Here is a 25,931-nt window from a genome sequence, read left to right on the forward strand (position 1 = left end):
ATCAGTCACGGACAGCTCCTCCACGATGGCTTCCGGCGGCCTTTGTTCCGCGGCCGAGCCGCGGTATGAAGCGGGGAACGGCCCTGGCATAGGCGTCCCACGCAGTTCCGAACTCGACGCGCGAGGCCTCCTCCTCCCGCTTCGCAAGGCGCACATAAATCCAGACGAGAACCGGGAACATAGCGAGCGTCACCAAGGTCGGCCATTGCAGCAGGAATCCGAACATGATGACGACGAAGGCGTCGTATTGCGGATGGCGGACGCGAGCATAGGGGCCGATGGTCGCCAGACGGTGGTCACGCTGGGCGGCGTAAAGCACGTGCCAGCTCGAGGCGAGCAGCCAGAAGCCGGCGATGATCAGGATGTTGCTCGCGAGGTGGAACGGCCCGAAATGCGGCTCGAGCCTCCAGCCGAACATTGTCTCAAGCAGGTGGCCGGCGTCATGCGACCAGAAGTCGACGCCGGGGAACTCCCGCCCGAGCCAGCCGGACAGCAGGTCTATGGTCAGCGGGAAGCCATACATCTCGGTGAAGAGCGCGACGATGAAGGCGGAGAAGGCGCCGAGCGAACGCCAGTCCTGCTTCGTTTCGAGCTTGATGAAGCTCGCCGCGAAGACGATGAACACCACCGAATTGACGATCACGAGGCTCCAGAGCCCGTAGGCCGGGGTGTCAGACATCGTCTGCCTCCTTCTTCGGCTGGACGGGGCCGGCCTGATGGCTGGCATGGTCGTGGCCGGAATGACCGCCGTGACCGTGATGCATGAACAGATGCATCAGCGGGCAGGCGAGGATGAGGAGCCAGGGTAGGATGCCGAGGACGTGCACGCGATGCTCGTATGCGATGAGCCCGAGGGCGATCAAGGCGAAGGCGATGAAGACGGTCCTGCTATAGGTGCTCCAGGCCGATGAGGAATGATTGTCGTTCATGACGGTGTCTCGTTCAAAGGAGTTCGGGGAAAGGCTTCGCGAACCGATGGACCGCGTCAGCCGATGCCGTCGTAGGTGACGTAGGCCATCATGCCCGTCGCCATGTGATAGAGGTGGTGGCAGTGAAGCGGCCAGCGGCCGGGATTGTCGGCATCGAAGGCCAGGACGACGCTCGCCATCGGCGGCAGCAGGACCGTGTCCCTGACCGCGCCGGCTATAGGCGTCCCATTGATGGCGACCACCTGGAAATGATGCCCGTGCAGGTGCATCGGATGCGCCATCATCGAGGCATTGGCGATCGTCACCTCGATCCGCTCGCCGCGCTTGACGACGAGACCATCCGCTCCATCGATACCCCAGGTATAGGCGGCCATGTCGCCCGTCAGCGAAAGCTCGAAGCGGCGGTCCGCCGCACAGTAGGCAAACGGGCCGATAGGTCGCAGGCGCTGCTCAAGGTCGAGACCGAGGACCGGTCCCTTCGCATCACCCGCGGCTGGAATCCTGCGGACGTCAGCACCTGCCGTGGCCAGGACGATTCCCGTACGATCGACGGCGCCTTCGCGAAGAGCGAGGATGGGAAAGGCGCCACCTTCCCTAGGCAGGCTCACACGGATGTCGAGACGCTGGCCCATGGCGACCGGAAACGACGTCCCTGCAACGGGTTCGATGCCCTGCCCGTCGACGGCGATCAACTCGCCGGAAAGGCCGCCGATGTCGATGGTGAAGGCGGTCGCCGTCGCTCCGTTGATGATCCGAAGGCGGACGCGACCACCCTTTTCGACCTTGACGACTTCGGGGTCGTCGAGCGTACGGTCGTTGGCGAGATAGGCGTCGTAGTCGATGTCGTTGAGGTCCATGGCCGCCGCTCCCGGCATGGCCATGCCCGCCATGTCGTTGCCGGACATCATGTGCTGCATGCCGCCCATGCCCCGCATCGCGCCGTGGCCCATCGGCATGGCGCCGGGTGTGGCATTCCCCTTCAGCTTCCCGAGCAGTTCCTCGGCCGGCAGGAAGGAAAAGTCGTGCAGCAGGACGACAACCTCCTGCTCGTCCCGCTTCAGGTCGTCCGCGGTTCGCACGATCAGCGGGGCGGCGAGCAGGTTCTGCTCCTGCAATGTGTGGGCATGCATCCAGTGCGTACCGCCCGCGCCGACCGGAAAGGTGTAGCGCCGGGTTTCCGACGGTCGCAGGAGCGCAGCGGGATTGTCCGGCACGCCGTCGGCCGCCCAGGGGGGCGTCAGCCCGTGCCAGTGGATCAGAGTCGGTTCATCGATGCTGCTCGACAGCGCGACGTCGAATTCGGTGCCGGCATCCAACGCCAGCCCCGACGTTCCGTCGGGTTGGACGAGACCGAAGACGCGGGCGGATCTGCCCTTGATGTCGATGGTCCGGTAGCCGACAGATAAGCGGCGCGGCGCAGGAGATGTTTTGACAGCGGCATCCTGCGCCAAGCTGCGCATGGGACGAAGGGCGGCCGATGTGCCGAGCGCTGCTGCGCCCACCATCAGGCCGTTGAGAAAGTCACGGCGTTTCATAGTATTGGTCCTGTTTCCGGATCGGCTCAGCCGATCATTGATCTTGGGCATCTGGATAGAAGCCCGTGGAATCGACCGGACGCAGCAATAAGGCGGCCTCCGGAATCCTCAGACCGGAAGACGAGGAGGACCGAGCGTGGGTGGCAGGGCCAGACCGCTACCAGTCTGGTCGCCCCATGCGAAACAAAGGAAGGAACCTATGGCTGCGGGAGCCTCTATCCTGTCCGCGCTGGCGAGCACGATACAGAAGCCGCACTGCACCGCGCAGCAGGCTTTGTGATCAGAAGTGTGAAGACCGCCTTGGAGCGGGACGCGGACGTCCTTCGCAAGTACAGAGGACTGCGCCGAGCCGGAGTGACCGTGGGCCTCGTGTTCATGGCACTGCATCGCCTGCACGCCTGCGGCGGGCGCAATGAGAAGCGCGAGCGCGACCAGCGTGGTCAGCACTGCGTTCATCCATGCGAACCTGCGGCGGTCGGCGGCCATGTGCGCGGCTCCGTCCCCTGATCAGCCGAAACGTGGGCTGACGACGTTGAAGATAGCAGCGGTCAACGCTCCCGCATAGCCGCCGAAGACGAGGGCGGTGAGGGTCACGCCGAGCACCGGGAAGGAGACGCGCGTCGGTGCCGCCGAACATCTCGCGGAAAGAGCTTGCAGGGTTATATTCGCCATTGAACGATCCTCTGCCGGGCTGTCGATACAGCCGCGATGACGGATCGATGTTGAACCGGCCCTTCGCCTCTATCCTTGATGCAAGTCAAAGATGTGAAAAGAAGCTGAGCATCTGATCGAGGGCCGCATGGATTCTGCTATTGGATGCTATTGGATGCTATTGGATGCTATTGGATGCTATTGGACGCCTCCTTTAAATGGTGATCAACGTCTCCATTCTGGTACATCGATGCCGTCGGGGGGCGTCCACCCCATCAGAGCCATTGCAGGTAGCCTGGAGGGGGAAGCGTCAATTCACTCTCGACGCTACAAACATAGCATCTTAGTCGATCCGATCTGGAAATCTCTCACAGCCTCCTCATACTACAGTCGCTTCAGACACCAGCCGCAGGGCCATGAACATGGCGCACCGATGGCTAAAAGCACCTCAAAATGAGCCTGTGCGTTCCGGAGAAAAGATGCGATGTATGGGGTCGGCCAACCCGCTCATGTCATTTTCGCGAGATTTAAAATTGCGCAGCCTTATCCTTTCCAGCCTCCTGACGATCCTCTCAACGTCTGGAGCGCTCGCCCAACAGGCAGATCACTATATAGCGATGAGCAATACAGCCATGAGCGTCACCGGCGATGTCTGGCTGGACGATTTCAGTATCAAGTTTGAAAACGGAGAGTCGCTCGAATTCTCTGATCTCGTTGCCGATCACTTCAGCGTAGATGGTCGGAATGTGCCGGCGTCGGTCTATCGTGTCAAAGAGCCTGGCGATCCCGAGCTGCAAAATGGCAACCAACTCTGCGGTGCCGGCGACGTCACCTTTGTCGCGTCTTGGGCCGACGGATCGGAGTCAACGGCAATTGCCGTCTTCAATGGCAAAAGGGCACCGAGAAGCAGCAATGAGATGTGTGCACTCTACACTTTTGATGATCCGAAATAGGCTGCGCATCGCGAGAAATGTCGCATCGGCCTTTGGTTCTGATAACTTCAAAGGGCATCGCAAACTTAACGGAGTTTGGAACTTGATGAGCGATGATGGGGCATGACCGATCGTGAGCCTATCTACCGCCGTCATCGCTTTCCAGCCGAAATCATCGCCCACGCAGTCTAGCGCTCACCAAGTGAAACGGGGACCGAAAGAGCCATAGGAACCCGGTGTCGACCCGCTTGGATCTAGCTGATTATCTCGTTCGACTCGCTCAGACCATCGCCGACGCTCGGCCGCTTTTTCTTTGGCGTTGGCGGAACTCGCGGTCACGGGACCAGGTTGACCGCGAGTTCCGCCGATCGTCGAGCAGGAAACAAAGAACACGGCGGGAAAAATAATCAGAATACCCAAGGCAACCGCCCTCGTGAGGCCGTAGTCGATCGGCTGCATAGACATCCCCAATGCTCTCTTTGACCATCTGAAATAAAGGGAGATGCTATTCGATTTCGCATCGGGTGGAAACTGGAGGCTATTCGGTTTTCCTGGTGATGGGCAGTGACCGGTGCTCCGGCCCCACATTATCCTCATCCTCGCCGCCCTGTCGTCCGCCGCATGTCACAAACTATATTGCGGCGTCGGACGGAATGCGCGCAAACTCAGTGAAAATTCCGGCTCCTCACCTTGAGCGCATCGATGTGCAAATCAGGCATTTATCCCGAGCCGGAGACTATGCCGAGCCGGTTCCCCAAAGCCCGAGATTTCCGGTAAAGCCGCGCGGCAAGCTCGGCATATTTTCGAAGCACTGGAGGACGGGTTTCGGCCCAAACCGACCATCTCGTTTATTAAGGGCGCTTGGTCTGAAACTGCTCAGTTGTCAGGAAACGCTGTCGATAAACGCCGCGTCATAAAGAGGCTTATTGGCGTTCTCGCGTAGGGCGGGAACGGGTCACAGGACTTGTAGCCCCCGCGCCGATAGAGTTGCTGTGCCTCCGTATTACGCGTCCCCACCTCGAGCAGCATGGTGAGTGCGCCAAGTTTTATGGCCTGAGCTTCCGCCCCTTTAAGGAGCGCCATGCCAACACCAGCGCCGCGCGACTCCGCGTCAACGATCATACGTTTGAGTTCAGCCGAACAATCACCTCTGTCAAACAGCACGCACATTCCGACCGCTTTCTCGGCGATACGGGCGATCAGAACATAAGTGTCGGTCTTTGCCAAAGACGCCGCATTGATCGGCCGCCGATATTCCCCTGGGTAAAGCAGAGCGGCGACGGCATCCGATTGCTGCAGGAGAGATGACACATCCGACTGCATCGGGTGTTCGAGCGTAACGGAAACGAGGTTCATCAAAGCGAAGCTCATGTCGGGAGGTAAGGCCAACGCATGAGACTGCGGCCAACACGCATTGTCAACAGGTCCCGAGATTTGCTGCCAATCCAATGGCCGGTTATGGCGCAGAGTGCTTTTGGCCCTATAACCTTCATCCATCATACAGTTGGTGTCGGATCGCACGCAGGCCTGATGTGGCCAATTGTCGATAGTTTGCGAAAGAATTGCACTCTTTGCTGGTGTCGTGGTCATGCTCGGCTCCGCTAAATTTGTAATAGCGAAGGTTGGATATTATGCCGAACTTGCTGTCCGGCTTTACCGGAAATCTCGGGCTTTGGGGAACCGGCTCGGCATAGTCTCCGGCTCGGGATAAATCCCATTATGCCGAATTCGGCATAACGGCACATAGATCTCGCGGATCTCCATCGCCATTCGCTCTCTCGAATCCGGACGGCCGCCGCGGCCAGTCGGCAGCTTGACACGACAACACGGCTTCAGGCTGTTCAGCGCAGCCTAGTGGAGACTTAGATGAACCGAATCTCAAAGCGAGGAACTTTGACAACCAGAAAGCAGAGGCCAAGATCGGCGTCCATGTTCTCAACCGGATGACTGAACTCGGTCGTCCAGAGATCCAACGCGTCGCGTGAAATATGCTGTCTTCGGCATCCTCATGGCCTGCCATGACCGCGGCGCTTTCCGATGGGAGGACAAATGTTTGCCGGGGCGAAATCGACAGCGATGGCAAGCTCGGCCGTTTCGAACGCCATGGCATCGGCTTCATGATGTCCATGGAGCGGCCGCTCGCGACTGGCGCCATCTTTACATGTTGATCGGCATCGTCTGGGGCTGCGGCGCCCTTGAGCGGAAGTATCGGCGGATCAACTGTTCAGCGAATTAATTCATTAACTTACGCAGTGATACGTTGTTGTATCGACCAATGCGGCAGTTAGAACTTAATCGAATTTCGGATTGGAGCTTCTGGTGACTTTTTATCAAAAAATACTTGATGATCGGATTAACGGAACAGCTACCAGCATGATGCCCCGGGGCGGCGGAGCTAACACGGATTATGGCAACTCAACCCAGGCGACCGTTGGCTCCATCGGCGTCGGCATGAACAAGGCCCACTGAGGCACAATCTGACATGACTTGGAACCGGATCGGAGCAGAACAGAGGCAATCGATTGGAATTCCGCAATCCACGAAAGCGGATGTCGCTGCCAAACTCATAAATCTTCAAGTGCTTCGAGCGCTCGCTGCCTTGTCTGTGGTGGTGGCACATACCATCCATGAAACTGAAAATCTGGCTGTCGTGACAGCACGCCAAGCCGTCGACGCCAAGGCATGGTACCTCGGCTACGGTGTCGATATCTTCTTCGTCCTGTCGGGCTTCATCATGATGCATACCGCCGCGGCGGAGTTCGGCAAAAGCGGTGCTCCCTTGCGCTTCTTCCTGCGACGCTGCGCACGCGTGGTTCCGCTCTACTGGTTGCTAACGAGCGTCATGCTGCTCGGCGCGGCCGTGGCGCCTTCACTGCTCAACGTTCCGGTTGGCGATATTTCTCATGTCGTCGCATCCTATCTCTTCATCCCTGACATGCGTGGCGCGAATGAGATACGGCCGGTGCTCGCCCTTGGCTGGACCTTGAACTATGAGATGCTGTTCTATGTGCTCTTCGCGCTAGCGCTAATGATGCCGATCCGGCCGGGCATTATTGGGCTGTCGGTACTGATGGCTGCGCTGGCCCTCGTTGGCACCACGATTGAACCCGGGAATGTCAAGATTGCTTTCTGGACGAACCCCATCATCCTGGAATTTCTGTTGGGTGTATATGTAGCGTTGATTTTCCGCAGCGGCCTGCGGATCGGTACTGGGGTCGCACTTGCTCTGATTGCGATCGGGCTCATCGGATTCGCTCGTTTTTCCACTCCCTGGGACGATGCAGCTCTTCCGCAATTCCTGCGTAGAGGTGTGCCCGCTGCCGTGTTTGTCCTAGCCGCCGCAATCGGTCCTGCCCTTCCTCTCAAACGGATCGTGCTGTGGGGCGTCGCCGTTGGAGACGCTTCCTATAGCCTCTATCTCGCCCATCCCTTCATCGTGCGGCCTATGCGGGCCATTTGGGCGAAGGCTATCGGTGACCACCTCTCTCTTGGCCTGTTCGTCATCTATGCGACCATCGGTTCCATCATATTCGCGCTAGCGCTCTTCAGGGCTGTCGAAAGACCCCTCACGATCTATGTGCGAGAGCTGGGATCCGGCCGCAAACAAAAAACGGAGAAGCGGCTTTCCGGTGTTCGACCGCGCGATGTGTAAAGCAGGTAAGCGAGACGGTGTATAAGCGTTTCAGCCGCTGGTGCCATGCCGGCGTCTGGGAGCGGGTGTTCGAGGCACTGACGGCAGACCGCAACAACCAGTATCTGATGATCGACAGCAGGATCGTTCGCGCCCATGAGGATCGGTTTCCGGCTGCCTCGTTGCCCATTAACGTATCTACCCATACCCCAATTTACAGTTAGAGGATGCATGGCGCAGCTGCGAAGTTGTGCCGTGATGAACCAGGCGAAAGTCCTTCCTTCGCTGATTTTCTTTCTTCGATGGTGGGGAGCGGCGCGTAACCGGCGCGATAATCGAGCGCCGTCATCTCAAGAACTTCCGAAACCGCCCGAGAGCAAAGAAAAACAGGACCATTCCGATAGCAAGCAAGGATAAAAGCTGCGGCCAGACGACATCTATGCCGGCGCCTCGAAAGAGCACGGCTTGCGCCAGAATGACGAAGTGGGTGTTGGGCGCAAGAAGCATGATGTTCTGAATGATTTCGGGCATGCTTTCGCGTGGCGTCATGGCGCCGGACAGGACCTGCAGCGGCAAAAGCACCAGAATGAGGAGCAAGCCGAATTGCGGCATCGAGCCTGCGACGGTGGCCAGAAATATTCCCATTGCCGTCGTTGCAAAAAGCTGGAGCGCAGTTCCAAGCAGAAACAGCGCCATCGAGCCTTCGATCGGTATGCCAAGCAGACCTTTGACCACCATGAAGACAGAGACGGCAGTGGCGACCAGGACCACGAGCCCCATCGACCAGATCTTGCTCAGCATGATCTCCAGTGGGGTCACCGGCATGACGAGCAAATGCTCGATCGTGCCGTGCTCCTTTTCACGGATCAGGGCGGCACCCGTCAGCACGATCGAAAGCATGGTGATCGAGGTGATGATGTTATTGATCGAGCCGAACCAGGATTTGTTAAGCTGCGGATTGAATCTGGCCCGCAAGGTCAGATTCACCGGCACGTTACTTTCAGCGCGATAGCGCTTCATGAATTCATCGACCTCGCTTGTGACGATGGTCTGGATATAGCCGCTCCCGGAGAAGGCCTGGCTCATCCGCGTGGCGTCGACATTGAGCTGAATCGCCGGATGTTGCCCCGCCATGACCTTGCGTTGAAAGTCCGGGGGGATGTTGAGCGCAAATGTGTCGAGGCCCGCATCCATCCGCTGATCCATCTCGGCGATGGAAATCTGCTTGGGTGGCACGAAGTAAGGGGGATAGAAGGCAGTGCTGATCCGCCCCGACAGCGGCGACTGATCCTCGTCGACGATGGCGACAGCCGCGTTGTTCAAGGTTTCCGGCAAGGCACTGGAGCCAGTATAGATCTGCAGCGTGAATGCATAGACGACGAGCAGGACGAGCATCGGATCGCGGGCAAGCCCACGCAACTCCTTGATCCCCAGTTGCAGGATATTGGACAATGCCATGTCATCCCTCCTGCTTCTTGATTAGCAGCGTCCCCAGGATCGAAAGGATCGGGATCGCGATCAATAGCGGAATAAAGGAGCCGTAGAGGCCTGCGAAGTCGAGCGCCTTGGAGAAGGTGCCGCGAGAAATCGTCATGAAATAGGTGGCCGGATAGAGCTCGCCGATGAGGGCGCCGGCGCCCCGTAGCGATGAGACCGGGTCGATCATGCCGGAATATTGCGTCGCCGGTATCAAGGTCAGGAGCGCGGTGCCGAAAATGGCCGCGATCTGGCTTTTCATGAAGGACGAGATGACGATGCCGATCGAGGTAGCGATGATCACATAGAGCAGCGCCGCCGTCAGATAGGTCAGATAGCTGCCGGTAAACGGCACGCGGAAGACCAGCGTGGCAAAGGCCGTCAGCAGAACAAAGTTCAATAGCCCGAGCGCGATATAGGGCAATTGTTTACCGATCAGGAACTCCAGCTTGCTGACCGGCGTGACGTAAAGGTTGATGATCGAGCCGAGCTCTTTCTCGCGCACGACACTTAAGGCTGCGAGCATTGCCGGGATGAGCATCAGCAGCAGCGGGATGACGGCAGGGACCATCGCCACCAGGCTTTTGACGTCGGGATTATAGCGAAAGCGCGTTTCAATGGTGAACGAGCCTTGCGTGGCCGCCGCCCCATAGAGTTCCTTTGCCTTGCGTGCCAGCCAATTGGCATGCATGCCCTGAACGTAACTCCTGACCGTTTCGGCCCGTTGCGGCATCGCCCCGTCGATCCATGCGCCGATTTCGACGACATCGCCGCGCAGCACGTTTCGGCCGAAGCCAGGCGGTATCTCGATGGCGAGGCTAAGTTCGCCGTCCCGCATGCGCCGATCCATATCGGCATAATCCTTGATTGGCGCCTTCTCGATAAAGTACCTCGATCCGGCAATATCGAGTACGTAATCGCGGCTGATGGTCGAGCTATCGCGGTCGAGCACGGCAAAGGTCAGATCCTCGACATCGAGGTTGATGCCATAACCGATCACGAACATCAGGATAACGCTCCCGAGAACGGCAAGCGTGCCGCGAACGGGATCGCGTTGCAGCTCCAAGGCTTCGCGGCGCGTGTAGCTGAACATGCGGCGAAAATCGAAGAAGCGGCGGCGTGTCGGCGATGCGGCTGCCTCAAGGGCGTTTGCCATGACGACAGGCTTTGCCTCCTGGCCACGCACAATTCCGGACGCCTCCTCGAGATAAGCGATAAAGGCGTCCTCGAGTGTTTCCGTATTGCGGCTTTTGGCAATGGCGGCAGGGGTGTCGCTTATCAACACCTTGCCTGCGTGCATCAGCGAAATGCGATCGCAGCGCTCTGCCTCGTTCATGAAATGGGTCGAGACGAAAATCGTCACATCGTCTTTGCGCGACAGGTCGGCAAGGATCTGCCAGAAAGCATCGCGAGCAACGGGATCGACACCCGAGGTCGGCTCGTCGAGAATGAGAATGTCCGGCGCGTGGATCATCGCAACCGCAAGCGATAGCCGCTGGCGGATACCGAGCGGCAGTGTGTCCGGCAGTGCATCCATCACATCGCCCAGGCCGAAGCGATCGGTCATTTCGGCGATGCGCGCGGGAATCCGGTCTTCCTTCAGCTTGAAAAGACGGGCATGGAGATCAAGGTTTTGCCGGACCGTCAGCTCGCCATAGAGCGAGAAGGCCTGGCTCATGTAGCCGACGCGGCGCCTGACCGCCATGTCGCTGGCGTCGACCTTGCGGCCGAAAAGCTTGGCTTCGCCTTCGCTGGCGGCAAGCAGGCCCGTCAGCATCTTCATCGTCGTGGTCTTGCCGCATCCATTCGAACCGAGAAAGCCAAATATCTCGCCCTTGGGGATCTGAAAGCTGACATTGTCGACCGCGGTGAAATCGCCGAAGCGCATGCTGAGATGACTGGCCTCGATGGCGTAGACACCATCAGCCGTCTGCGGACGTGGCGGAATGATGATCTCGTGATGATCGCGCCGATCGGCTTCGGGAAGCAGAGCGATGAAGGCAGCGTCGAGATCGCTGGTCTGCGTGCGCTCGAGAAGTTGCTTGGGAGTGCCGGTATCAAGGACTTTGCCGGCATTCATCGCGATCAGCCAGTCGAAGCCGGCAGCCTCTTCCATGTAAGCGGTCGCGACGATGACGCTCATACCGGGCCGGCTTGCCCGAATGCTGCCGATCAGTTCCCAGAATTGCCGGCGCGACAGCGGATCGACGCCTGTGGTCGGCTCGTCGAGAATGAGCAGGTCGGGATCATGAATGAGAGCGCAGCACAATCCGAGTTTCTGCTTCATGCCACCCGACAGTTTCGCCGCGGGGCGGTCTGCAAAAGGACCAAGGCCGGTGCTGTCGAGCAATTCGGCGATCCTGGCCGTCCGTTCATGTTTGTCCTGCCCAAAGAGGCGCCCGAAGAAGTCGACATTCTCGAAGACGGACAGGGTTGGATAAAGGTTCTTGCCGAGCCCCTGCGGCATATAGGCAATCCTTGGGCAGGTTCGCTCGCGATGCCGGGCATCACGCATGTCTCCGCCGAACACCTCCACGCGTCCCGTCTGCACCGCGTGGGCACCGGAAATCAGCGATAGAAGGCTTGACTTGCCGACACCGTCGGGGCCGATCAAGCCGGTCATTCGCCCCGATGGAATCTCAAGCGTGACCTTGTCCAGCCCGATCGCATTCTTGTAGACGAGCCGGACATCACTCAGCCTGGCAACTGCGGCGCCGCTCTCGTCGTCTTTCGGTGTGCCTTCGATGGTTTCCGCCATGTCGTCAACCGCTACTTGACGAGGTTGCGTTCGAGATTGTCAGGCCATTGCGCCTGCGGGTCGAGGCGGACATAGGCCATGCCTGGCAGGCCCGTTTTGACATATTGGATGTATTTCTTCAGAAGCTCCTGAGGGATCTGGGCGCGAACGCGGAAGGTGAGCTTCTGCCGCTCTTCCTCGGTTTCGACTGTTTTCGGCGTGAATTGCGCAACGTCTGCAACGAACGAGACCTTGGCGGGGATGGTGTATTGCGGCGCCGCATCGAGCACGAGACGGACGTCCGACCCCATCGAGGTCCGGCCCGCCTGTTCCGTCGGAAGGAAAAAGGTCATGTAGACATCGCCGAGGTCGACGAGATTCAACACCCGGCCGCCGGCTGCCAACACTTCGCCAGGCTGGGCAATGCGATACTGGATCCGGCCATCCCTCGGAGCCTTGAGCGTGCTGTCGGATATATCCGCTTCTATGCTCTCAATCTCGGCCTTTGCTGCATCGACCGCCGCTTCCGCATCCACCACTTGCGCCTTGGCAGCATTGATGGCGGCATCCGACGCTGCAAGAGCTGCCTGCGCCGAGGCAAGCGTTGCCTTGGCTGCCTGCTCGTTCGCTTCGCTGTCATCGACGATTTGCTGTGAGACCGTGTTGCTGCTCAGTAGCTGCCTGTTGCGAGCATTGGTCTTGCTTGCGGAATCGAGCTGGGCCTTACGCTGTTCGATCACAGCCATCGCCGAGGTCTTTTCGGCCTGGCGTTGGGCAACAAGGCTATGCGCCGTGTCGATCGAGATCTGGGCGCGACGCAGCTGCGCTTCCGCCTGTCGCTTGCGGGCCGCGAGCTGAACCGTATCCATTTGGGCGAGCGTCTGGCCGGCGGTGACGAAATCGCCTTCACGGACCAGCAAGTCCTGTAGTCGCCCGGCAGTCTTGGTCGAAATGTCGATTTCAACGGCCTCGATGCGACCATTGCTTGCAGCAAAGCCGTCGGGAAGGCTAGGAGCATGGATCTTGATCCATGCGTAGTAGCCAGCCGCTGCAACAATGAGAATGATTGCGCCCGCAAGCAAAGTCTTTCGTGAAACAACCAATCGGTCTCTCCATAGCCGGCGACCCGCGTATTATCGGGCCGCGTACGAAAATTACTTAGAACTTTCAATCACCTAATCAGACGACCAGCTAACTGGTCGCTATTTCGAAAAGGATATCACGTCAAGCCGCTCATCGTCAGGCTTGTCTTGAACACGAAGACATCACCCACGAGCGCAAGCGGAACAGGCAGACAGAATGCGCTTGCAGCAAACGCATCCATCCGGGACGAATCGCATTCAACCTAGACGACCATTTTGGCGGCCGCGACTGCGTCAGGTAGCGTCGCCGCGGCGTCGACGCCCTCTCCACCGGATGCAAATCCATCCGGCAGATGCAGAAGGCGGGAACCCAGACGCGGCTCGCCTGGATCTGGCTCTCGATGCGGCGGCTCGGTCCAGACAAGCGGTTCGCCGATTTGGTGAAGCACCATCGCGTGCATCACGGCATTGATTTGGTTTTATTTTGCAAAGTCGATGACGATCCGGCCCTGGATATCTCCCTTGTGCATGCGAGCAAAGATATCGTTGATATTTTCGAGCTTGTCGGTCGTAATCGTCGCCTTGACCTTGCCTTCGCCAGCGAAGTTCAGCGCCTCCTGAAGGTCGAGGCGCGTGCCGACGATCGAGCCGCGCACGGTAACCCCGTTCAGGACTGTGTCGAAGATCGACAAGGGGAAATCGCCCGGAGGAAGCCCATTGAGGGACACTGTGCCGCCGCGGCCGACCATGCCGAGGGCCTGTTCAAAGGCTTTGGGTGAGACAGCCGTAACCAGCACGCCCTGGGCGCCGCCAACCTCCTTCTTCACAAAGGCGATCGGGTCGTCCTTACGGGCATTCACGGCAAGCGAAGCACCGAGAGATTTCGCAAGATCGAGTTTTTCATCATCGATATCGACGGCGATAACGTTGAGCCCCATCGCCTTGGCATATTGGACTGCCAAATGCCCCAAACCGCCAATACCGGAAATTACCACCCAGTCGTCGGGCTTCGTGTCGGTGACTTTCAAACCCTTATAGACGGTGACGCCCGCACATAGGATAGGCGCAATATCGATAAACGACACGTTATCGGGCAAATGACCGACATAGTTCGGATCGGCAACGACATATTCCGCAAAGCTGCCGTTGACCGAATAGCCGGTATTCTGCTGCTCCTCGCACAGTGTTTCCCACCCGCCCAAGCAATGCTTGCAATGTCCGCAGGCGGTATAAAGCCATGGCACGCCGACGCGATCGCCTTCCTTGACATGTTTCACGCCAGAGCCGACAGCCACGACGTGGCCAACGCCTTCATGGCCCGGAATGAAGGGCGGCTTGGGCTTCACGGGCCAATCGCCTTCTGCGGCGTGGAGATCGGTGTGGCAGACGCCGGTCGCGGCGATCTTGACGAGGATCTGACCGGCGCCAGGTGTCGGGACGGCGGCCTCCTCGATAATTAGCGGCTTTCCGAATTCGCGGACGACTGCGGCTTTCATAGTCTTGGCCATTGTGAGACTCCTTGGCTTGATGTTCGTTCATGAGGGACGCTCGACAAAGCGTCCCCTTGTGCGTTCAGAAATGCGCATCGATGTCGACGACATCGATGAGTTTGTGATTGACGAATTCCTTGAGACCGAGACCAAGAAGCTCGCGACCGTAGCCTGAACGGCGGATGCCGCCGAACGGCAAGTCTGCCTCGACTTTGGTCGGATGATTGACAAAGACCATCCCAGTGGAGATGCGCTTCGCGACTTCCGCGCCATGCGTCGGATTCGACGTGAAGACAGAGCCTCCCAGGCCGAACGGGGAATCATTAGCGATGCGCACAGCATCTTCCTCGTCCTTTGCTCTAAAGAGCATCGAAACCGGACCGAAGAATTCCCAATAGCGCGCCGGATTGTCTTCTCCGACGTCAGTCAGGATCGTCGGCTGGACGAAGGCGCCTCGATTGGGCACCGGTGGCCCGACTTCCTCGGCTTTGGCTCCAAGCTTGACCGCTTCGCGAATCTTGTCCTTCACCTCGTCGGCCGCACCCTTCGAAGACAATGGCGCCAGCGTGGTCTTCGGATCAAAGGGATCGCCCGCGATTAGACCAGCCACGCCCTTGCGATAGCCATCAAGAAATGCGTTATAGACAGGGTCGACGATGATCATCCGCTTTGACGAAACACAGACCTGACCGCCGTTCCAATGGCGCCCGAACACGGCCCATTTGGTGGTCTTTTCAAGGTCTGCATCAGCCAGCACAACGAAGGCATCCGCACCGCCGAGCTCCATTGTGGACTTTTTAAGCGCTTTGCCAGCCTGAGCCGCAACAACCGCGCCAGCGCTTTCCGAGCCAGTCAGGGCGACACCATGGACCCGGTCGTCGTTGAGGATCAGCTCGATTTGGGAACGCGTTGCGTAGAGGTTCTTGAACGCCCCTTTGGGCAGGCCGGATTCGGCCATCAGTTTCTCGAACGCAGCGGCGCATTGCGGAACGTTCGATGCGTGTTTGAGGAGGAGCGTATTGCCTGCAGCGAGCTGCGGCGCCAAGATACGTGCGATCTGATAGTATGGGAAGTTCCAAGGTTCGATGGCCAGGAGGACACCGAGCGGTTCGTGAACGAGCACGGCGTCGCCCTCGGCAGGATCCAGAACCGGCAGCTTCTCGGGCTTGAGCAACGCCTCGGCATGGCGGACATAATATTCGAAGATTTTTGCCGACAGCTCGACTTCCGCCTTAGCTTCGGAGAACAGCTTGCCCATTTCAAGCGTCAGCAGCTTAGCATAGGCATCGCTATCACGGCGCAGGATGTCCGCCGCCTTCTGAAGGACGCGTCCACGTTCGGCGAAAGAAGTGTTGCGCCACCCGAGAAACGCCTCATGTGCGCCGACGATTGCCGTACGAACTTCGGCGTCGGTCGCGTCTGGAAAATTGGCGAGTGTCTCGCTGCTATAGGGATTGATCGTCTGGTAAGCCATTTGTTATTCTCCTTTGAATGTAGATTGCCTTGGGCCGCTTCAGGCTGCGGCGGCCAGATCTTTCACGGATTGAACCATTTGGCTGAGCACGGCTTGGGCGTCGCCGTAGACCATCGAGCAGTTGTCTTCGAAGAAGAGCAGGTTCTCGACGCCGGAATAGCCTTTGCCCTGTCCACGCTTGACCACATAAACTTGATGGGCTTTGTCGGCGTCCAGGATCGGCATGCCATAGATCGGCGAGGATTTATCGGTGCGCGCCGCCGGGTTCACCACGTCATTGGCGCCTATTACCAGGGCGACATCGGTGTTTGGGAAGTCTGCGTTGATGTCATCCATATCGAAGATGATGTCGTAGGGAACGCCTGCTTCTGCCAGCAGCACGTTCATGTGACCTGGCATGCGGCCCGCCACCGGATGGATGGCGAATTTGACCTCGACGCCGGCGGCCAGCAGGATTTTGACGAACTCGTAGAGCTTCTGTTGCGCTTGAGCGACGGCGAGACCGTAGCCAGGGATAATGATGACGCTCGAGGCGTAGCGCATGTTGACCGCCGCGTCGGCCGCGTCGGCGGATTTCATCTGTCCGTGGACTTCGGCCCCGCCAGAAGCGGTTGTGTCCCCAAAGTTGGAAAACAACACGTTTGCCAGCGATCGGTTCATCGCCTTCGCCATAAGCAACGTCAAAAGCGTGCCCGCCGAGCCGACGACCATGCCCGCGATCATCAGGGCGGGGTTTTGCAGCGCGAACCCTTCCAGGCCGACGGCAAGACCGGTGAAGGCATTGTAGAGCGAGATGACGACGGGCATGTCGGCCCCGCCGATCGGTAGCGTCATCAACACACCAAAGGCCAGGGCTCCGACAAAGAACAGAACCGCCAGCACGGTGTCCGCTGGAGAGCCATAGAGAAGAATGACGCCCAATCCGACGAGAAGCGTTGCGAGAAAGATCAGGCCGTTTGCGAGCCGCTGACCGGGGAAACGCCACGGTTTTTTGATCCTGCTGTCGAGCTTCGCCCACGCGATGAAGGAACCCGTCAGGGAAATCGAACCGATCAGCGCACCGATAATAGTGACGGCAAGCAGTAACGTGCCTGAGGCTCTTCCACCAGAAAGTTCGACAGCGGCGATCGCGGCTGCAGCCCCACCACCCATGCCGTTATACAATGCGACCATCTGCGGCATGGCAGTCATCTCGACCCTCGCGCCTCGCCACCAAGCCCATCCGCCACCGGCAAGCAGCGCGGCGATCGCAAGGCCGAGATTGGTCGTCAGGTGAGACCGGACAGTTCCATCAAGCTCGAAGAGCACCAGGAAGCTCGCGATGACGGCAACGATCATACCGGCACCGGCAGTCATGATGCCCGACAGAGCCGTAACCGGCGAGGCCATCCGCTTCAACCCAAAGATGAAGAGAGCGGCGGCAAAAAGACCGCTCAGGCTGACGAAATGCTGTGCGATCATCCTACTTCTCCTTACCGCCGCTCGACTTGAACATTGCGAGCATCCGGTCGGTCACCACGTAGCCCCCGGAGGCGTTTGCGGCCCCGAGTGCCACGGCGACGAAGCCGACGATCTGGGCGAACAGTGTGGTGGCGTTCAGCAGCATGTGGAGAGCGCCGACGACCACGATGCCGTGGATGAAGTTCGAGCCTGACATTAGTGGCGTGTGCAGGATCGAGGGCACCCGACTGATGACCTCATAGCCGGTGAAGGCTGCCAGCATGAAAATATACAGGGCGATAAGCCACGTCATGGATGTGTCGAGCGTCATCATGCGACCTCATGGTTTGAGTGAGATGCGTTCTCGATGATCTGGCGAAGCGCTTCGTTTCGGATCTTTCCGTCGTGCGTAGCCGCCGTACCGGCGACGACTTCGTCCTCGAAATCGAGATGGATCGCGCCATCCTTGATGAGGAGGTCAAGAAGATTGAGGATGTTTTTTGCATAGAGGTCGCTGGCGTGCTGGGCGAGTGCCGAAGGTACATTGAGCGGGCCAAGGATGGTAACCGCTCCGACATTCACCGTGTCACCGGGCTTGGTCATCTCACAATTGCCGCCACTTTCCGCCCCGAGATCCACAATCACGGCGCCGGGTTTCATGGCCGCGACTTGGGCTGAAGAAATCAGCTTCGGGGCTGGGCGGCCTGGTACGGAGGCCGTCGTAATGATCATGTCCGCTTCGGCGATATGCCGGGTGAGTGTCTGCTCGACCTTGGCTTTTTCGTCGGCCGTCAGTTCGCGCGCATAACCGCCTTCGCCGCGTGCGTCGACACCGGTATCGACGAATTTGGCACCCAGCGACTCGGCCTGCTCGCGTGTCTCGGGACGGACATCATAGCCTTCCGTGATTGCGCCCAGCCGGTGAGCGGTGGCGAGGGCCGAAAGCCCGGCGACGCCAAGTCCCATCACCAGAACCTTCGCGGCCCGTAGCGAACCTACCGCAGTTGTCATCATCGGCAGGATGCGCGGCATGTGAACTGCACCGAGCAGAGGCGCATAATAGCCAGCAAGAGCTGCCTGGCTGGAAAGGACATCCATCGACTGGGCCCTGCTGATGCGCGGGATCTGCTCCATCGCAAAGGCTGTCACCTTTCGGTCCTTGAGGGCTGCCACAGTGTCGAGATTGCTGTTGCCGTAAAGGAGCGAGATCAGCACGCTTCCTGGCTTCATTGCCTTGACTAGATCTGCTGGCGGCGGCTGAACTGCGAGTACGATATCGGCATCGGATACGACGGTTTTCGGGTCGTTTTCGATCCTGGCGTCTCGATAGGCGGTATCGGCAAACGTGGCCGCCAGTCCAGCGTTCGCCTCCAGAGTCAGGGCTGCACCCAACCGCTCGAGACGGGTAGTAAGGGCTGGCACGATTGCTACACGCTTTTCGCCTAAAGCTTTCTCTTTCAAAACAGCAACGTGAATAACCATCGATTCAAACACTCCGAAAGCAATCAATTCCGTGAAATCTGCCCCCTAATAGAGGTGCCAGCTTTGGAGATGCATTGATCCTGATCAAACATCGCTTGCAGCAAATCCCTGGCCAGGTGAACATGGAGTAGAACCCGACCACATTGTTCTATCGTCATCCGATCAATCCGAGCTCGCGCGCCTTGCGGACGTCATTACCTTTGAAACGAAGGGATCACATGTCGTCACCCAAGGAGAGCCAGCGAGGTTTCTGTATCTCTTGTCCGGCGGGGTCCTGGTGGCGAGCCATATGCTGAACCATGGTGATCGGCAGGTCGTCGCGTTCTACTGGCCTGGTGATCTGTTTGGGCTTGCAGAGAAGGATTTTTACGTGAATTCGATCGAGGCGATTACTGCCTGCACGGTCTATATCGCAGCTCCCTATCTGCATCGCCGCGCGCTGGTGCCAGTCTTGAAGGCATTCTCCGTCGACCGCAGCAACATACCCGCATACTGGCCGGAAAGTCGGCGGCAATCGGAACGTCAAGGCGCTGGTATCGTTCCTCGGCGAGGTCTTTCCCTCGCCCACACCATGGGACAAGAGTTTTGCGGACGCCTAGCGGTGATGGGAATCCATGCGTTCTGACCGCGAAACGGAGATCTCTGCTCTTGATGGGATCTTACGGAGAACTTGGCATTTGTTGAACAGCAGGTGGCTTAAGCCGTTGATATAATCACTGTCGTTGATACCGCGCCTCAACTCCAGCGCGGCGGCGTGCCGATATGTGCCCTAAGCGCTTCTGTAAACGCCCTGACCTTGGCGGATGGCACCTGCAGGGCGCGCAGTAGGTAGATGCCGGACGATCGCTCGTTCCATCGCTCGCCGGCGAGCGTTAGGCGCAGCAGATCGCCCGCCTGGATGGAAGCGCCCGAAACCCAGCTTGGCAGGAAGGCCACGCCCATGCCTGAGATCGCGGCGCTGTTCAACGCTTCAAAATCATCGGAGCGGAAAGAGACCTGTTTGCATGCCTCACCGGCCGGGCATCCGAGAACATCGGACCAGCCGAGCAGATCGTTGCCATGAAGCTTGTCGAGAAGGCGATGATGACGGAGCGCCTCTTCGTCTTTCGGCTCGCCGTACTGCCCGACATAGGCACGGCTTGCCACGAGAACGCGGTCAAGCGGGGCGAGCTTCGTGGCGATCAAGGAGCTGTCCGCCAGGTCACCCATTCTGACCACGAGGTCGAGCCGTTCGGCGACGGGGTCGGCCAGCCGTTCGGTGAGATCCAATTCGACATGCAAGCTCGGGTGCTGCTGCGCAAGAGATGCAAGAACGGGGATGACGTAGCGTTTTCCGAAGGTCGGGAAGCAAGCGATGCGAAGGGTGCCGCTGACCGCACTGTCGAAGGCTGCTACTTCCGCATGGGTGTCGGCCAAGTCATCCAGCAGCCGCTGGGCCCTATCGAAGAGATGGCGACCCGCGTCCGTCAGCGACAGAGCACGCGTCGATCGGACCAGAAGCGGAACGCCAAGGTCCTGTTCGAGCGCATCGATCTGCCGGACGACGGCGGATGGGGTTACGGCACGACGCCGTGACGCCGCGGAGAAGCTTCCCGCGCGGACGACATCGACATAGACCGCGAGATGTTCGGCAAACCGTGGATCCTTCATCTTTGCCTACGACGCAAAACCGTTTCGACCAATCAGTTCGTTATCATCAGCAGGCATCCGGCGCACATTCCTTCTCGTCAACGGGCAATCGCACAACAAACAGAAGGAATACTATGATGGTCAAGGTCCTCGACACAATTCTCTCGCAGTCAGCATATTCGGCGGAGGTAGACGTCCCGTTCGAAAAGATCGATATCGCCGACTGGCTCTTCAACCTGCCTGAAGCCGAATACCTGCGCTGCTGCCCACCGGATCACATCGCTGCCGGCGTCACGTGGACCGACGACGGTCGTCGGATGTCAATCAATATCGAGCAGATCGGCTCCGGTCTCGTTGTCCAACACTATGTTGCCGAAGTTGCAGAGGCTGCCTATTGCCGCATGAACTCAATCTCCGACGTGTTCACGTCCAGCGGTCGCACCAAGGTCAATGTCGTCTGGGAACTGATCGCCGAAAAGATCGACGAAAACAGGACCCGCTACACGAACCGGGTCACTGCGCATCCAACTGATGTCTTCATGACATTTCTCGAAGAGCATGGCACCAGGTTCGAGGATGCCGCCGCTGCCCGGCAGGCCGCAGGTGGCGATCACAACAGCCGCGAGACACCGCTCTTTGCGGCAAGCATCGCTCGCCGCGCACTCTCCAAGTAAGGGTAGCTCTGATGAAAGCGATCATGTTCGCCGATTTCGGCAGCGCGGATGTCCTGCACCTCGCTGAAGCTCCGCCCCCTGAGATCCGGCCCGACGATATTCTCGTCAAGGTCATGGCGGCAGGCGTCAATCGCGCTGATCTTCTTCAGCGCGAAGGCGTCTATGGCACGCAAACTTACGGGGACAGCCCGATCCTCGGCCTCGAAATCGCCGGCGAAGTCGTGGCGACCGGCTCCGCAGTCATCGGTTTTGCGATTGGGGACCGTGTCATGGGTATCGTTGGCGGTGGTGCTTATGCTCAGTACGCCCGTCTCGATAGCGAAATGGCAGCGATCATTCCGGACGGCATGTCTTTCATCGAGGCGGCGGCGGTCATGGAGAGTTTCGTCACCGGCTGGGAAGCGCTCGCCCATCTCGGACAGGTTGCTAAAGGAGAAACCGCCCTTGTCCATGCTGCCGCCGGAGGCATCGGATCGGCTGCGGTTCAGCTCGGAAAAGCGGCCGGAGCACATGTGCTGGCGACCGCTTCGGCAGGGAACATCGAGAATGTGCTCTCGCTGGGTGCCGAAGCCGTCTTTGATTATCGGCGTTCGGACTTCGAGGCGGAGGTCGTCGATGCTACGGCGTCGCATGGGGTCGATCTGATCATCGACTTCGTCGGCGGATCCTATCTCGCGCGCAACATTCGCAGCCTGGCGCCCGGCGGACGGCTCGTCCAGGTTGGCCTTCTAGGACGCGACGACAACGCCATCATTCCGCTTGATCTCGTGCTTCACAACCATTTGCGGTTAATCGGAACGGTCATGAAGTCAAGGTCGAGGACGGAAAAGAGAGCAATGGTCCGGCGCTTCACGGAGCAGGTGCTGCCGATGATGGGACGTGAGCTCAAGCCGGTTATTGGCGCCGTCTACCCCCTCAAGGAAGCCGCCGAGGCCCACCGCCGAATGGAAGCCAGCGGGCTGTTTGGGAAGATCGTTCTATGTGATTTCCAGTGATGGTAGTCGGCTCGGAAGCCGGTTTAGGCGGCCTGCAACCCTGCTCGGAGCAGCATTCCGAAGAGGTCGCGTGGCTCATCGGGATCAGCAACCAGATCAAGCTTCTCGTAAAGCGGGAGCCCGCTGAGCTTTTGTCGGAGATAACGGAGAGCGGAAAAATCCTCGGTAGCAGATCCGACGCTGTAAACTGGCTCGGAACGCTCACCCCGCTGAAAGGCTCGACAAGGATTTGAAATTAATAGCAAGATCAGATCATCCGCGGGGGGATGACCGGCGTCGGTCATCCCCCGTTAGTTTGTAAAAATAATTCTATTTCAAAGCTTAAGCGCCTCTCGACGGGGTTGTTCCTCGATGCTTTTTACGTGCCGCTTTGGCCAGAAATCTCAATCTGGCGCTTCGCCGTGGCCTGCAATCGCGTGTAGAGAGCGTTTGCCATCGCCGTTTTCCTACAGGACCCTAGTCATTTGCCGTATTTTCTAATTTAGCAGCGGTGTCATGCTACTTTCTCTACCGAGGGGCACATAACTATGAGCGAATTAGAACTCCGCCGTGAGGCTCGAAAGGCTGACTGCCGTAAGCTCGTCGAGGCAGCCATGCGCAACCTGATTGAGCAACTTCACTCCAAAGGATTCAGCCAGGCGGCGGTTGCGCTAGCACTCGCGGATGCGGCGGAGGAATACGTGATCGAGCTCGCGGCTAAGCCTGCTCGCATTCATTAAACGACTAATATCCCGGGCAGGCATGGCCGAAGGAAGAGCCAGAGCAGCCTCTCGATGATGGAAACGACAGGCGTAGCCCGCCGCACTAGGTCATCGACGGTCGCGCCGGAGAGTGTGTCCTGCTGGACGCGAACCGTGCTCATATCGGGCTTGCCGGCCTCTGAGCCGAGGTAGGTCCAATTGCAAAGAGACTGGATAGCCGCTGTCCCGAACAAAAAATCGGCTATATTGATGGTCTCGAGAGTATTGAACCGCGAACCCCGCGATCCTCATCCGGCACCACGCCTTACTATGGAACTTATCGACTGATCCGGAGTTGTTGCAACGGTCCTTTCGATGGACACCCGGGATACCCGAAATTTGCTGCGTGCCATCGTTTCGCTTCGAACCTTTCGGATCCGTGATCGTCGCGTGCGAGCTTGACCGGACAGGCGCTGCCAAAGCCTTTGAAAAGGAATGCGGAATGTACAATGCGAAGCGTGATAGTGAAGGTGGGGGAGCCTCACATGCCATTCCATCCATGGGAGCTATAGAAGGCCGAATAACGGTTCTTGAAGTCCTTGCTGCGACATCTCTCCGACTGTTGTTAAAGGAGGGTGACAAGATTGCCGCCAAACATGCGCTCTCATCGATCCGCAAAGCGATGCGTGCCAAATGCAACGACGTTCATCTCAGCGCAGACGACTCAAAATCTGCTCTTGCCTACGTGAAGGAACTGATGGATGCGACCCTGGAGAGCGCCGAATTTGCTGGCGCCCAGAGCCTGCAAGATCCCATGCTGGTCGCCTGATCCCTCCCCGCGGCGGCTGGCCGGGGCAGTGCTGCGTAAGGATCGCTCGTGCCCTAGCCGACTCTACCATTTGACCTGGAGGCCAGCGGTTCCGCTGATGGCATGGCTGTCGCCGAAGTTTTCGAGCGAAGACTTCGCTGCGACCTCGCCACAGAGCGAGAAGCGATCTTGGTTCCATTGAAGCTCGCCGTCAAGAAGCGCGGCCTCCCGTGTTCACATGTTCCAGTAAAGCAAGAAGACCGCGGAGAATGTCCGTCGGCGACGGCGGGCAGCCCGGAATATGGAGATCGACAGGTACGACCTTCGAAACCCCGCCGATAATGGCATAGCTGCCGGCAAAACACCCGCCGTCGCGGGCGCAGTCGCCGAGCGCGATCACCCATTTCGGGGCCGGCATGGCGTTGTATGTCCGCTCCAGAGCCTCGCGCATGTTCTTGGTTACGGGGCCGGTTACGAGCAGCACGTCGGCATGGCGCGGCGAGGCGACAAAACGAATGCCGAAACGCTCAATATCGTAGAAAGGGTTGCTCAGCGCATGCATCTCCAACTCGCAACCGTTACAGGATCCCGCATCGACGGCGCGGATCGACAAACTGCGCCCGAGGCGCTGGCGAGCGGCTTCGTCAACAGAGGTGGCGAGCTCCTCCATCGCCGCATCGGAGGGACTTGGCGCCGGTTCCGTCAGCGGCAGGTGGATCAGGTTTTCGAAGAGCAGCTTTCGCATGGATCCTTGCCTTCAGAGATCGTGGCCAGAATAGGAACAGTTGAACGACTTGTTGCAGAGCGGAAAGTCGGCGACGATATTGCCTTCGATTGCCGCTTCCAGCAGCGGCCACTGAAACCAGGACGGGTCGCGCAGATGGCAGCGTTCGATCATGCCCTCCGGTGTGAGACGCAGCCAGACCAACACGTCACCGCGAAAGCCCTCAACGAGCGCCAGACCTTCCCGACTTTCGTTGACCGGAGAAATCACATCGAGGACCGGACCCTCCGGAAGGCCGTCAAGGATACCTTCGATGAGTAGTAGGCTCTGTTCGACCTCGCGAATGCGGATCCAGACGCGGGCGTTGACATCACCGTCGTTGAGCACCGGAACGTCGAAGACCAGGCTGTCATAGGGCGGATAGCGCAAGACCTTCCGGGCGTCGAAATCGCGCCCAGACGCTCGCCCGATATAACCGCCAGCTCCATATTCGCGCGCCAGATCGATGCGCAGCTTACCTGTGCCGACCGTGCGGTCCTGCAGCGAGGCGGTGTTGTCGTAGAGTTCCACCAGGGCTGGAAATCGGCGGCGGATTTCGGCAAGCAGGCTTCGCACGCCGGCTGCCCCGTCACTATTCAGATCGGTGGTGACGCCGCCGGGTATGATACGGTCGCGCATCAGGCGATGACCGAAAGCGGTATTGGCGGCGCGCAACACGTGCTCACGCAACACGCCGCAATGGGCCAGCATCAACGAAAAGGCGGCGTCGTTGCAGATGGCGCCTATATCGCCGAGGTGGTTGGCGAGCCGTTCCAGTTCGGCCATCAGCGCGCGCAGCCAAACCGCCCGGGGCGGAACGACGAGCCTTAGTGCGGCTTCCACGGCCCGCGAAAAAGCATAGGAATAAGCAACGGTGCTGTCACCGGATGTTCGCCCGGCCAGTTGCGCTCCGCGGATCAAGTCCGCGCCCGCCATCAACGCCTCGATGCCTTTATGGGTATAGCCCAGCCGCTCTTCGAGCCGCACCACCGTTTCGCCGTTAGCCGTGAAGCGGAAATGCCCCGGCTCGATGATGCCGGCATGCACCGGGCCGACGGGGATCTGATGCAGGCTTTCGCCCTCGGCACGCAGAAAGGCATAGGGCGTGGTCTCCTCAAATGAAACGCCCCGCTTTCCGAGAGGATAGCGCAAATCCCAGCGGTTGTGATCGAGCCACGACCGGTTGTCCGGCAGATCCCACGGTTCGAGCCCGGTCAAATCACGAAGCGCCCGCTCCGGCCGGAGCGCCGGTGGATGCAATCGCGCGACGGAAGGATACCCTCCGCCCTCCAGCCCTTCCAGACTGAGAACGCCGATCATGCCGGCCAGTTCATCGAGCAGAGCCATGTGAACCGCATTCCCCTCGCCCCACAGACCAAGCAGGATCAGATGCCCCTCGGACAACGCTTGAGCCGCCGATGTCCATACAATCGGATCAACGATCGCGCGCGGCCGGGGTGCGTGATGAGGTACGAGGCGCCCCTTCTCGATCATATCGTTGAGCGTCGACATCTTCCCTCCCC

The 25,931-nt window shown here is 59.0% G+C and carries 26 protein-coding genes and 2 pseudogenes; 9 read left to right on the plus strand and 19 right to left on the minus strand.

The window, feature by feature from the left end; all coding sequences use genetic code 11:
* Position 1 precedes the first annotated feature (1 nt).
* From FHT29_RS25500 to FHT29_RS25520, 5 genes are all read right to left on the minus strand, one after another.
* Positions 2 to 679, minus strand: a complete 678-nt coding sequence (locus FHT29_RS25500) for an isoprenylcysteine carboxylmethyltransferase family protein (RefSeq protein ID WP_168600317.1) — start codon at positions 677 to 679, stop codon at positions 2 to 4.
* Positions 672 to 929, minus strand: a complete 258-nt coding sequence (locus tag FHT29_RS25505; protein ID WP_168600318.1) for a DUF2933 domain-containing protein — start codon at positions 927 to 929, stop codon at positions 672 to 674. The genes FHT29_RS25500 and FHT29_RS25505 overlap by 8 nt, the downstream gene beginning before the upstream one ends.
* Positions 930 to 985: 56 nt before the next feature.
* The gene (locus FHT29_RS25510; protein ID WP_168600319.1) at positions 986 to 2,464 is read right to left on the minus strand and encodes a multicopper oxidase family protein; all 1,479 of its coding nucleotides are present in this window, start codon (positions 2,462 to 2,464) and stop codon (positions 986 to 988) included.
* A 108-nt stretch (positions 2,465 to 2,572) separates the two neighbouring features.
* Positions 2,573 to 2,950: a hypothetical protein gene (locus FHT29_RS25515; RefSeq protein WP_168600320.1), complete on the minus strand. Its 378-nt coding sequence runs from the start codon at positions 2,948 to 2,950 to the stop codon at positions 2,573 to 2,575.
* A gap of 21 nt (positions 2,951 to 2,971) precedes the next feature.
* Positions 2,972 to 3,136 carry a hypothetical protein gene (locus tag FHT29_RS25520; protein WP_167669632.1) on the minus strand — a complete coding sequence of 55 codons (165 nt, stop codon included), beginning with the start codon at positions 3,134 to 3,136 and terminating at the stop codon, positions 2,972 to 2,974.
* A 395-nt stretch (positions 3,137 to 3,531) separates the two neighbouring features.
* On the opposite strand from FHT29_RS25520, the gene FHT29_RS34660 reads away from it, so the two are divergent.
* Positions 3,532 to 4,068: a hypothetical protein gene (locus tag FHT29_RS34660; RefSeq protein ID WP_246703110.1), complete on the plus strand. Its 537-nt coding sequence runs from the start codon at positions 3,532 to 3,534 to the stop codon at positions 4,066 to 4,068.
* Between the two features lie 855 nt (positions 4,069 to 4,923).
* Here FHT29_RS34660 and FHT29_RS25530 read toward each other — a convergent pair.
* Positions 4,924 to 5,637 carry a GNAT family N-acetyltransferase gene (locus FHT29_RS25530; protein ID WP_168600321.1) on the minus strand — a complete coding sequence of 238 codons (714 nt, stop codon included), beginning with the start codon at positions 5,635 to 5,637 and terminating at the stop codon, positions 4,924 to 4,926.
* 729 nt (positions 5,638 to 6,366) lie between these two features.
* Between FHT29_RS25530 and FHT29_RS25535 the strand changes: the two genes are divergently transcribed.
* The 3 genes and pseudogenes from FHT29_RS25535 to FHT29_RS25545 form a co-directional block, all read left to right on the plus strand.
* Entirely contained in the window at positions 6,367 to 6,516 is a 150-nt protein-coding gene (locus FHT29_RS25535; protein WP_162693732.1) for a hypothetical protein, read from the plus strand.
* Between the two features lie 109 nt (positions 6,517 to 6,625).
* Positions 6,626 to 7,699: an acyltransferase gene (locus tag FHT29_RS25540; protein WP_348644886.1), complete on the plus strand. Its 1,074-nt coding sequence runs from the start codon at positions 6,626 to 6,628 to the stop codon at positions 7,697 to 7,699.
* Positions 7,700 to 7,710: 11 nt separating this feature from the next.
* Positions 7,711 to 7,839, plus strand: a pseudogene (locus tag FHT29_RS25545) (IS5/IS1182 family transposase); the annotation flags it as partial.
* 184 nt (positions 7,840 to 8,023) lie between these two features.
* Here the strand turns inward: FHT29_RS25545 and FHT29_RS25550 are convergent.
* The 9 genes from FHT29_RS25550 to FHT29_RS25590 all read right to left on the minus strand — a co-directional run bounded on the left by FHT29_RS25550 (position 8,024) and on the right by FHT29_RS25590 (position 18,859).
* A complete protein-coding gene (locus FHT29_RS25550; RefSeq protein WP_047555596.1) occupies positions 8,024 to 9,136 on the minus strand; it encodes an ABC transporter permease in 1,113 nt (370 codons plus the stop codon).
* A gap of 1 nt (position 9,137) precedes the next feature.
* Positions 9,138 to 11,912, minus strand: coding sequence for a ribosome-associated ATPase/putative transporter RbbA (rbbA, locus tag FHT29_RS25555; protein WP_168600323.1), 2,775 nt, complete (start codon positions 11,910 to 11,912; stop codon positions 9,138 to 9,140).
* Between the two features lie 11 nt (positions 11,913 to 11,923).
* Positions 11,924 to 12,994: an HlyD family efflux transporter periplasmic adaptor subunit gene (locus tag FHT29_RS25560; RefSeq protein WP_092577339.1), complete on the minus strand. Its 1,071-nt coding sequence runs from the start codon at positions 12,992 to 12,994 to the stop codon at positions 11,924 to 11,926.
* 242 nt (positions 12,995 to 13,236) lie between these two features.
* Complete coding sequence (locus tag FHT29_RS25565) at positions 13,237 to 13,425, minus strand: hypothetical protein (RefSeq protein ID WP_037191250.1); 189 nt, start codon at positions 13,423 to 13,425, stop codon at positions 13,237 to 13,239.
* A gap of 27 nt (positions 13,426 to 13,452) precedes the next feature.
* On the minus strand, positions 13,453 to 14,481 hold the full coding sequence (gene adhP, locus FHT29_RS25570; RefSeq protein WP_168600324.1) for an alcohol dehydrogenase AdhP: 1,029 nt from the start codon (positions 14,479 to 14,481) through the stop codon (positions 13,453 to 13,455).
* A 64-nt stretch (positions 14,482 to 14,545) separates the two neighbouring features.
* Positions 14,546 to 15,937, minus strand: coding sequence for an NAD-dependent succinate-semialdehyde dehydrogenase (locus FHT29_RS25575; RefSeq protein ID WP_168600325.1), 1,392 nt, complete (start codon positions 15,935 to 15,937; stop codon positions 14,546 to 14,548).
* A 39-nt stretch (positions 15,938 to 15,976) separates the two neighbouring features.
* Positions 15,977 to 17,398, minus strand: coding sequence for an NAD(P)(+) transhydrogenase (Re/Si-specific) subunit beta (locus FHT29_RS25580; protein ID WP_168600326.1), 1,422 nt, complete (start codon positions 17,396 to 17,398; stop codon positions 15,977 to 15,979).
* Position 17,399: 1 nt separating this feature from the next.
* A complete protein-coding gene (locus tag FHT29_RS25585) occupies positions 17,400 to 17,708 on the minus strand; it encodes an NAD(P) transhydrogenase subunit alpha (protein ID WP_168600327.1) in 309 nt (102 codons plus the stop codon).
* Positions 17,708 to 18,859: an NAD(P) transhydrogenase subunit alpha gene (locus FHT29_RS25590; protein ID WP_168600328.1), complete on the minus strand. Its 1,152-nt coding sequence runs from the start codon at positions 18,857 to 18,859 to the stop codon at positions 17,708 to 17,710. Before FHT29_RS25590 ends, FHT29_RS25585 begins: the two co-directional genes overlap by 1 nt.
* Before the next feature lie 259 nt (positions 18,860 to 19,118).
* On the opposite strand from FHT29_RS25590, the gene FHT29_RS35090 reads away from it, so the two are divergent.
* The gene (locus FHT29_RS35090; RefSeq protein ID WP_348644887.1) at positions 19,119 to 19,484 is read left to right on the plus strand and encodes a hypothetical protein; all 366 of its coding nucleotides are present in this window, start codon (positions 19,119 to 19,121) and stop codon (positions 19,482 to 19,484) included.
* Positions 19,485 to 19,594: 110 nt separating this feature from the next.
* Here the strand turns inward: FHT29_RS35090 and FHT29_RS25600 are convergent, their stop codons facing one another.
* A complete protein-coding gene (locus FHT29_RS25600; RefSeq protein ID WP_168600329.1) occupies positions 19,595 to 20,509 on the minus strand; it encodes a LysR family transcriptional regulator in 915 nt (304 codons plus the stop codon).
* A gap of 116 nt (positions 20,510 to 20,625) precedes the next feature.
* Between FHT29_RS25600 and FHT29_RS25605 the strand changes: the two genes are divergently transcribed.
* Together FHT29_RS25605 and FHT29_RS25610 are read left to right on the plus strand one after the other, a co-directional pair.
* Complete coding sequence (locus tag FHT29_RS25605; protein ID WP_112441910.1) at positions 20,626 to 21,162, plus strand: hypothetical protein; 537 nt, start codon at positions 20,626 to 20,628, stop codon at positions 21,160 to 21,162.
* An 11-nt stretch (positions 21,163 to 21,173) separates the two neighbouring features.
* Positions 21,174 to 22,157 (plus strand): NAD(P)H-quinone oxidoreductase, encoded by a 984-nt coding sequence (locus FHT29_RS25610; RefSeq protein ID WP_168600330.1) that lies wholly within the window; start codon positions 21,174 to 21,176, stop codon positions 22,155 to 22,157.
* Positions 22,158 to 22,180: 23 nt separating this feature from the next.
* Here FHT29_RS25610 and FHT29_RS25615 read toward each other — a convergent pair.
* Positions 22,181 to 22,345 (minus strand): annotated as a pseudogene (locus FHT29_RS25615) (ornithine cyclodeaminase); the annotation flags it as partial.
* A gap of 405 nt (positions 22,346 to 22,750) precedes the next feature.
* On the opposite strand from FHT29_RS25615, the gene FHT29_RS34985 reads away from it, so the two are divergent.
* Entirely contained in the window at positions 22,751 to 22,876 is a 126-nt protein-coding gene (locus FHT29_RS34985; RefSeq protein ID WP_281408396.1) for a hypothetical protein, read from the plus strand.
* 463 nt (positions 22,877 to 23,339) lie between these two features.
* Positions 23,340 to 23,666, plus strand: coding sequence for a hypothetical protein (locus tag FHT29_RS25620; protein WP_037191274.1), 327 nt, complete (start codon positions 23,340 to 23,342; stop codon positions 23,664 to 23,666).
* A 190-nt stretch (positions 23,667 to 23,856) separates the two neighbouring features.
* On the opposite strand, the gene FHT29_RS25625 is transcribed toward FHT29_RS25620, so the two are convergent.
* Together FHT29_RS25625 and FHT29_RS25630 are read right to left on the minus strand one after the other, a co-directional pair.
* On the minus strand, positions 23,857 to 24,390 hold the full coding sequence (locus FHT29_RS25625; protein WP_168600331.1) for an NADH-quinone oxidoreductase subunit B family protein: 534 nt from the start codon (positions 24,388 to 24,390) through the stop codon (positions 23,857 to 23,859).
* 12 nt (positions 24,391 to 24,402) lie between these two features.
* Positions 24,403 to 25,920 (minus strand): hydrogenase expression protein HypE, encoded by a 1,518-nt coding sequence (locus tag FHT29_RS25630; RefSeq protein WP_168600332.1) that lies wholly within the window; start codon positions 25,918 to 25,920, stop codon positions 24,403 to 24,405.
* Positions 25,921 to 25,931: the final 11 nt, after the last annotated feature.

Source organism: Rhizobium sp. SG741 (genome assembly GCF_012275435.1).
Taxonomy (GTDB): Bacteria; Pseudomonadota; Alphaproteobacteria; order Rhizobiales; family Rhizobiaceae; genus Rhizobium; species Rhizobium lusitanum.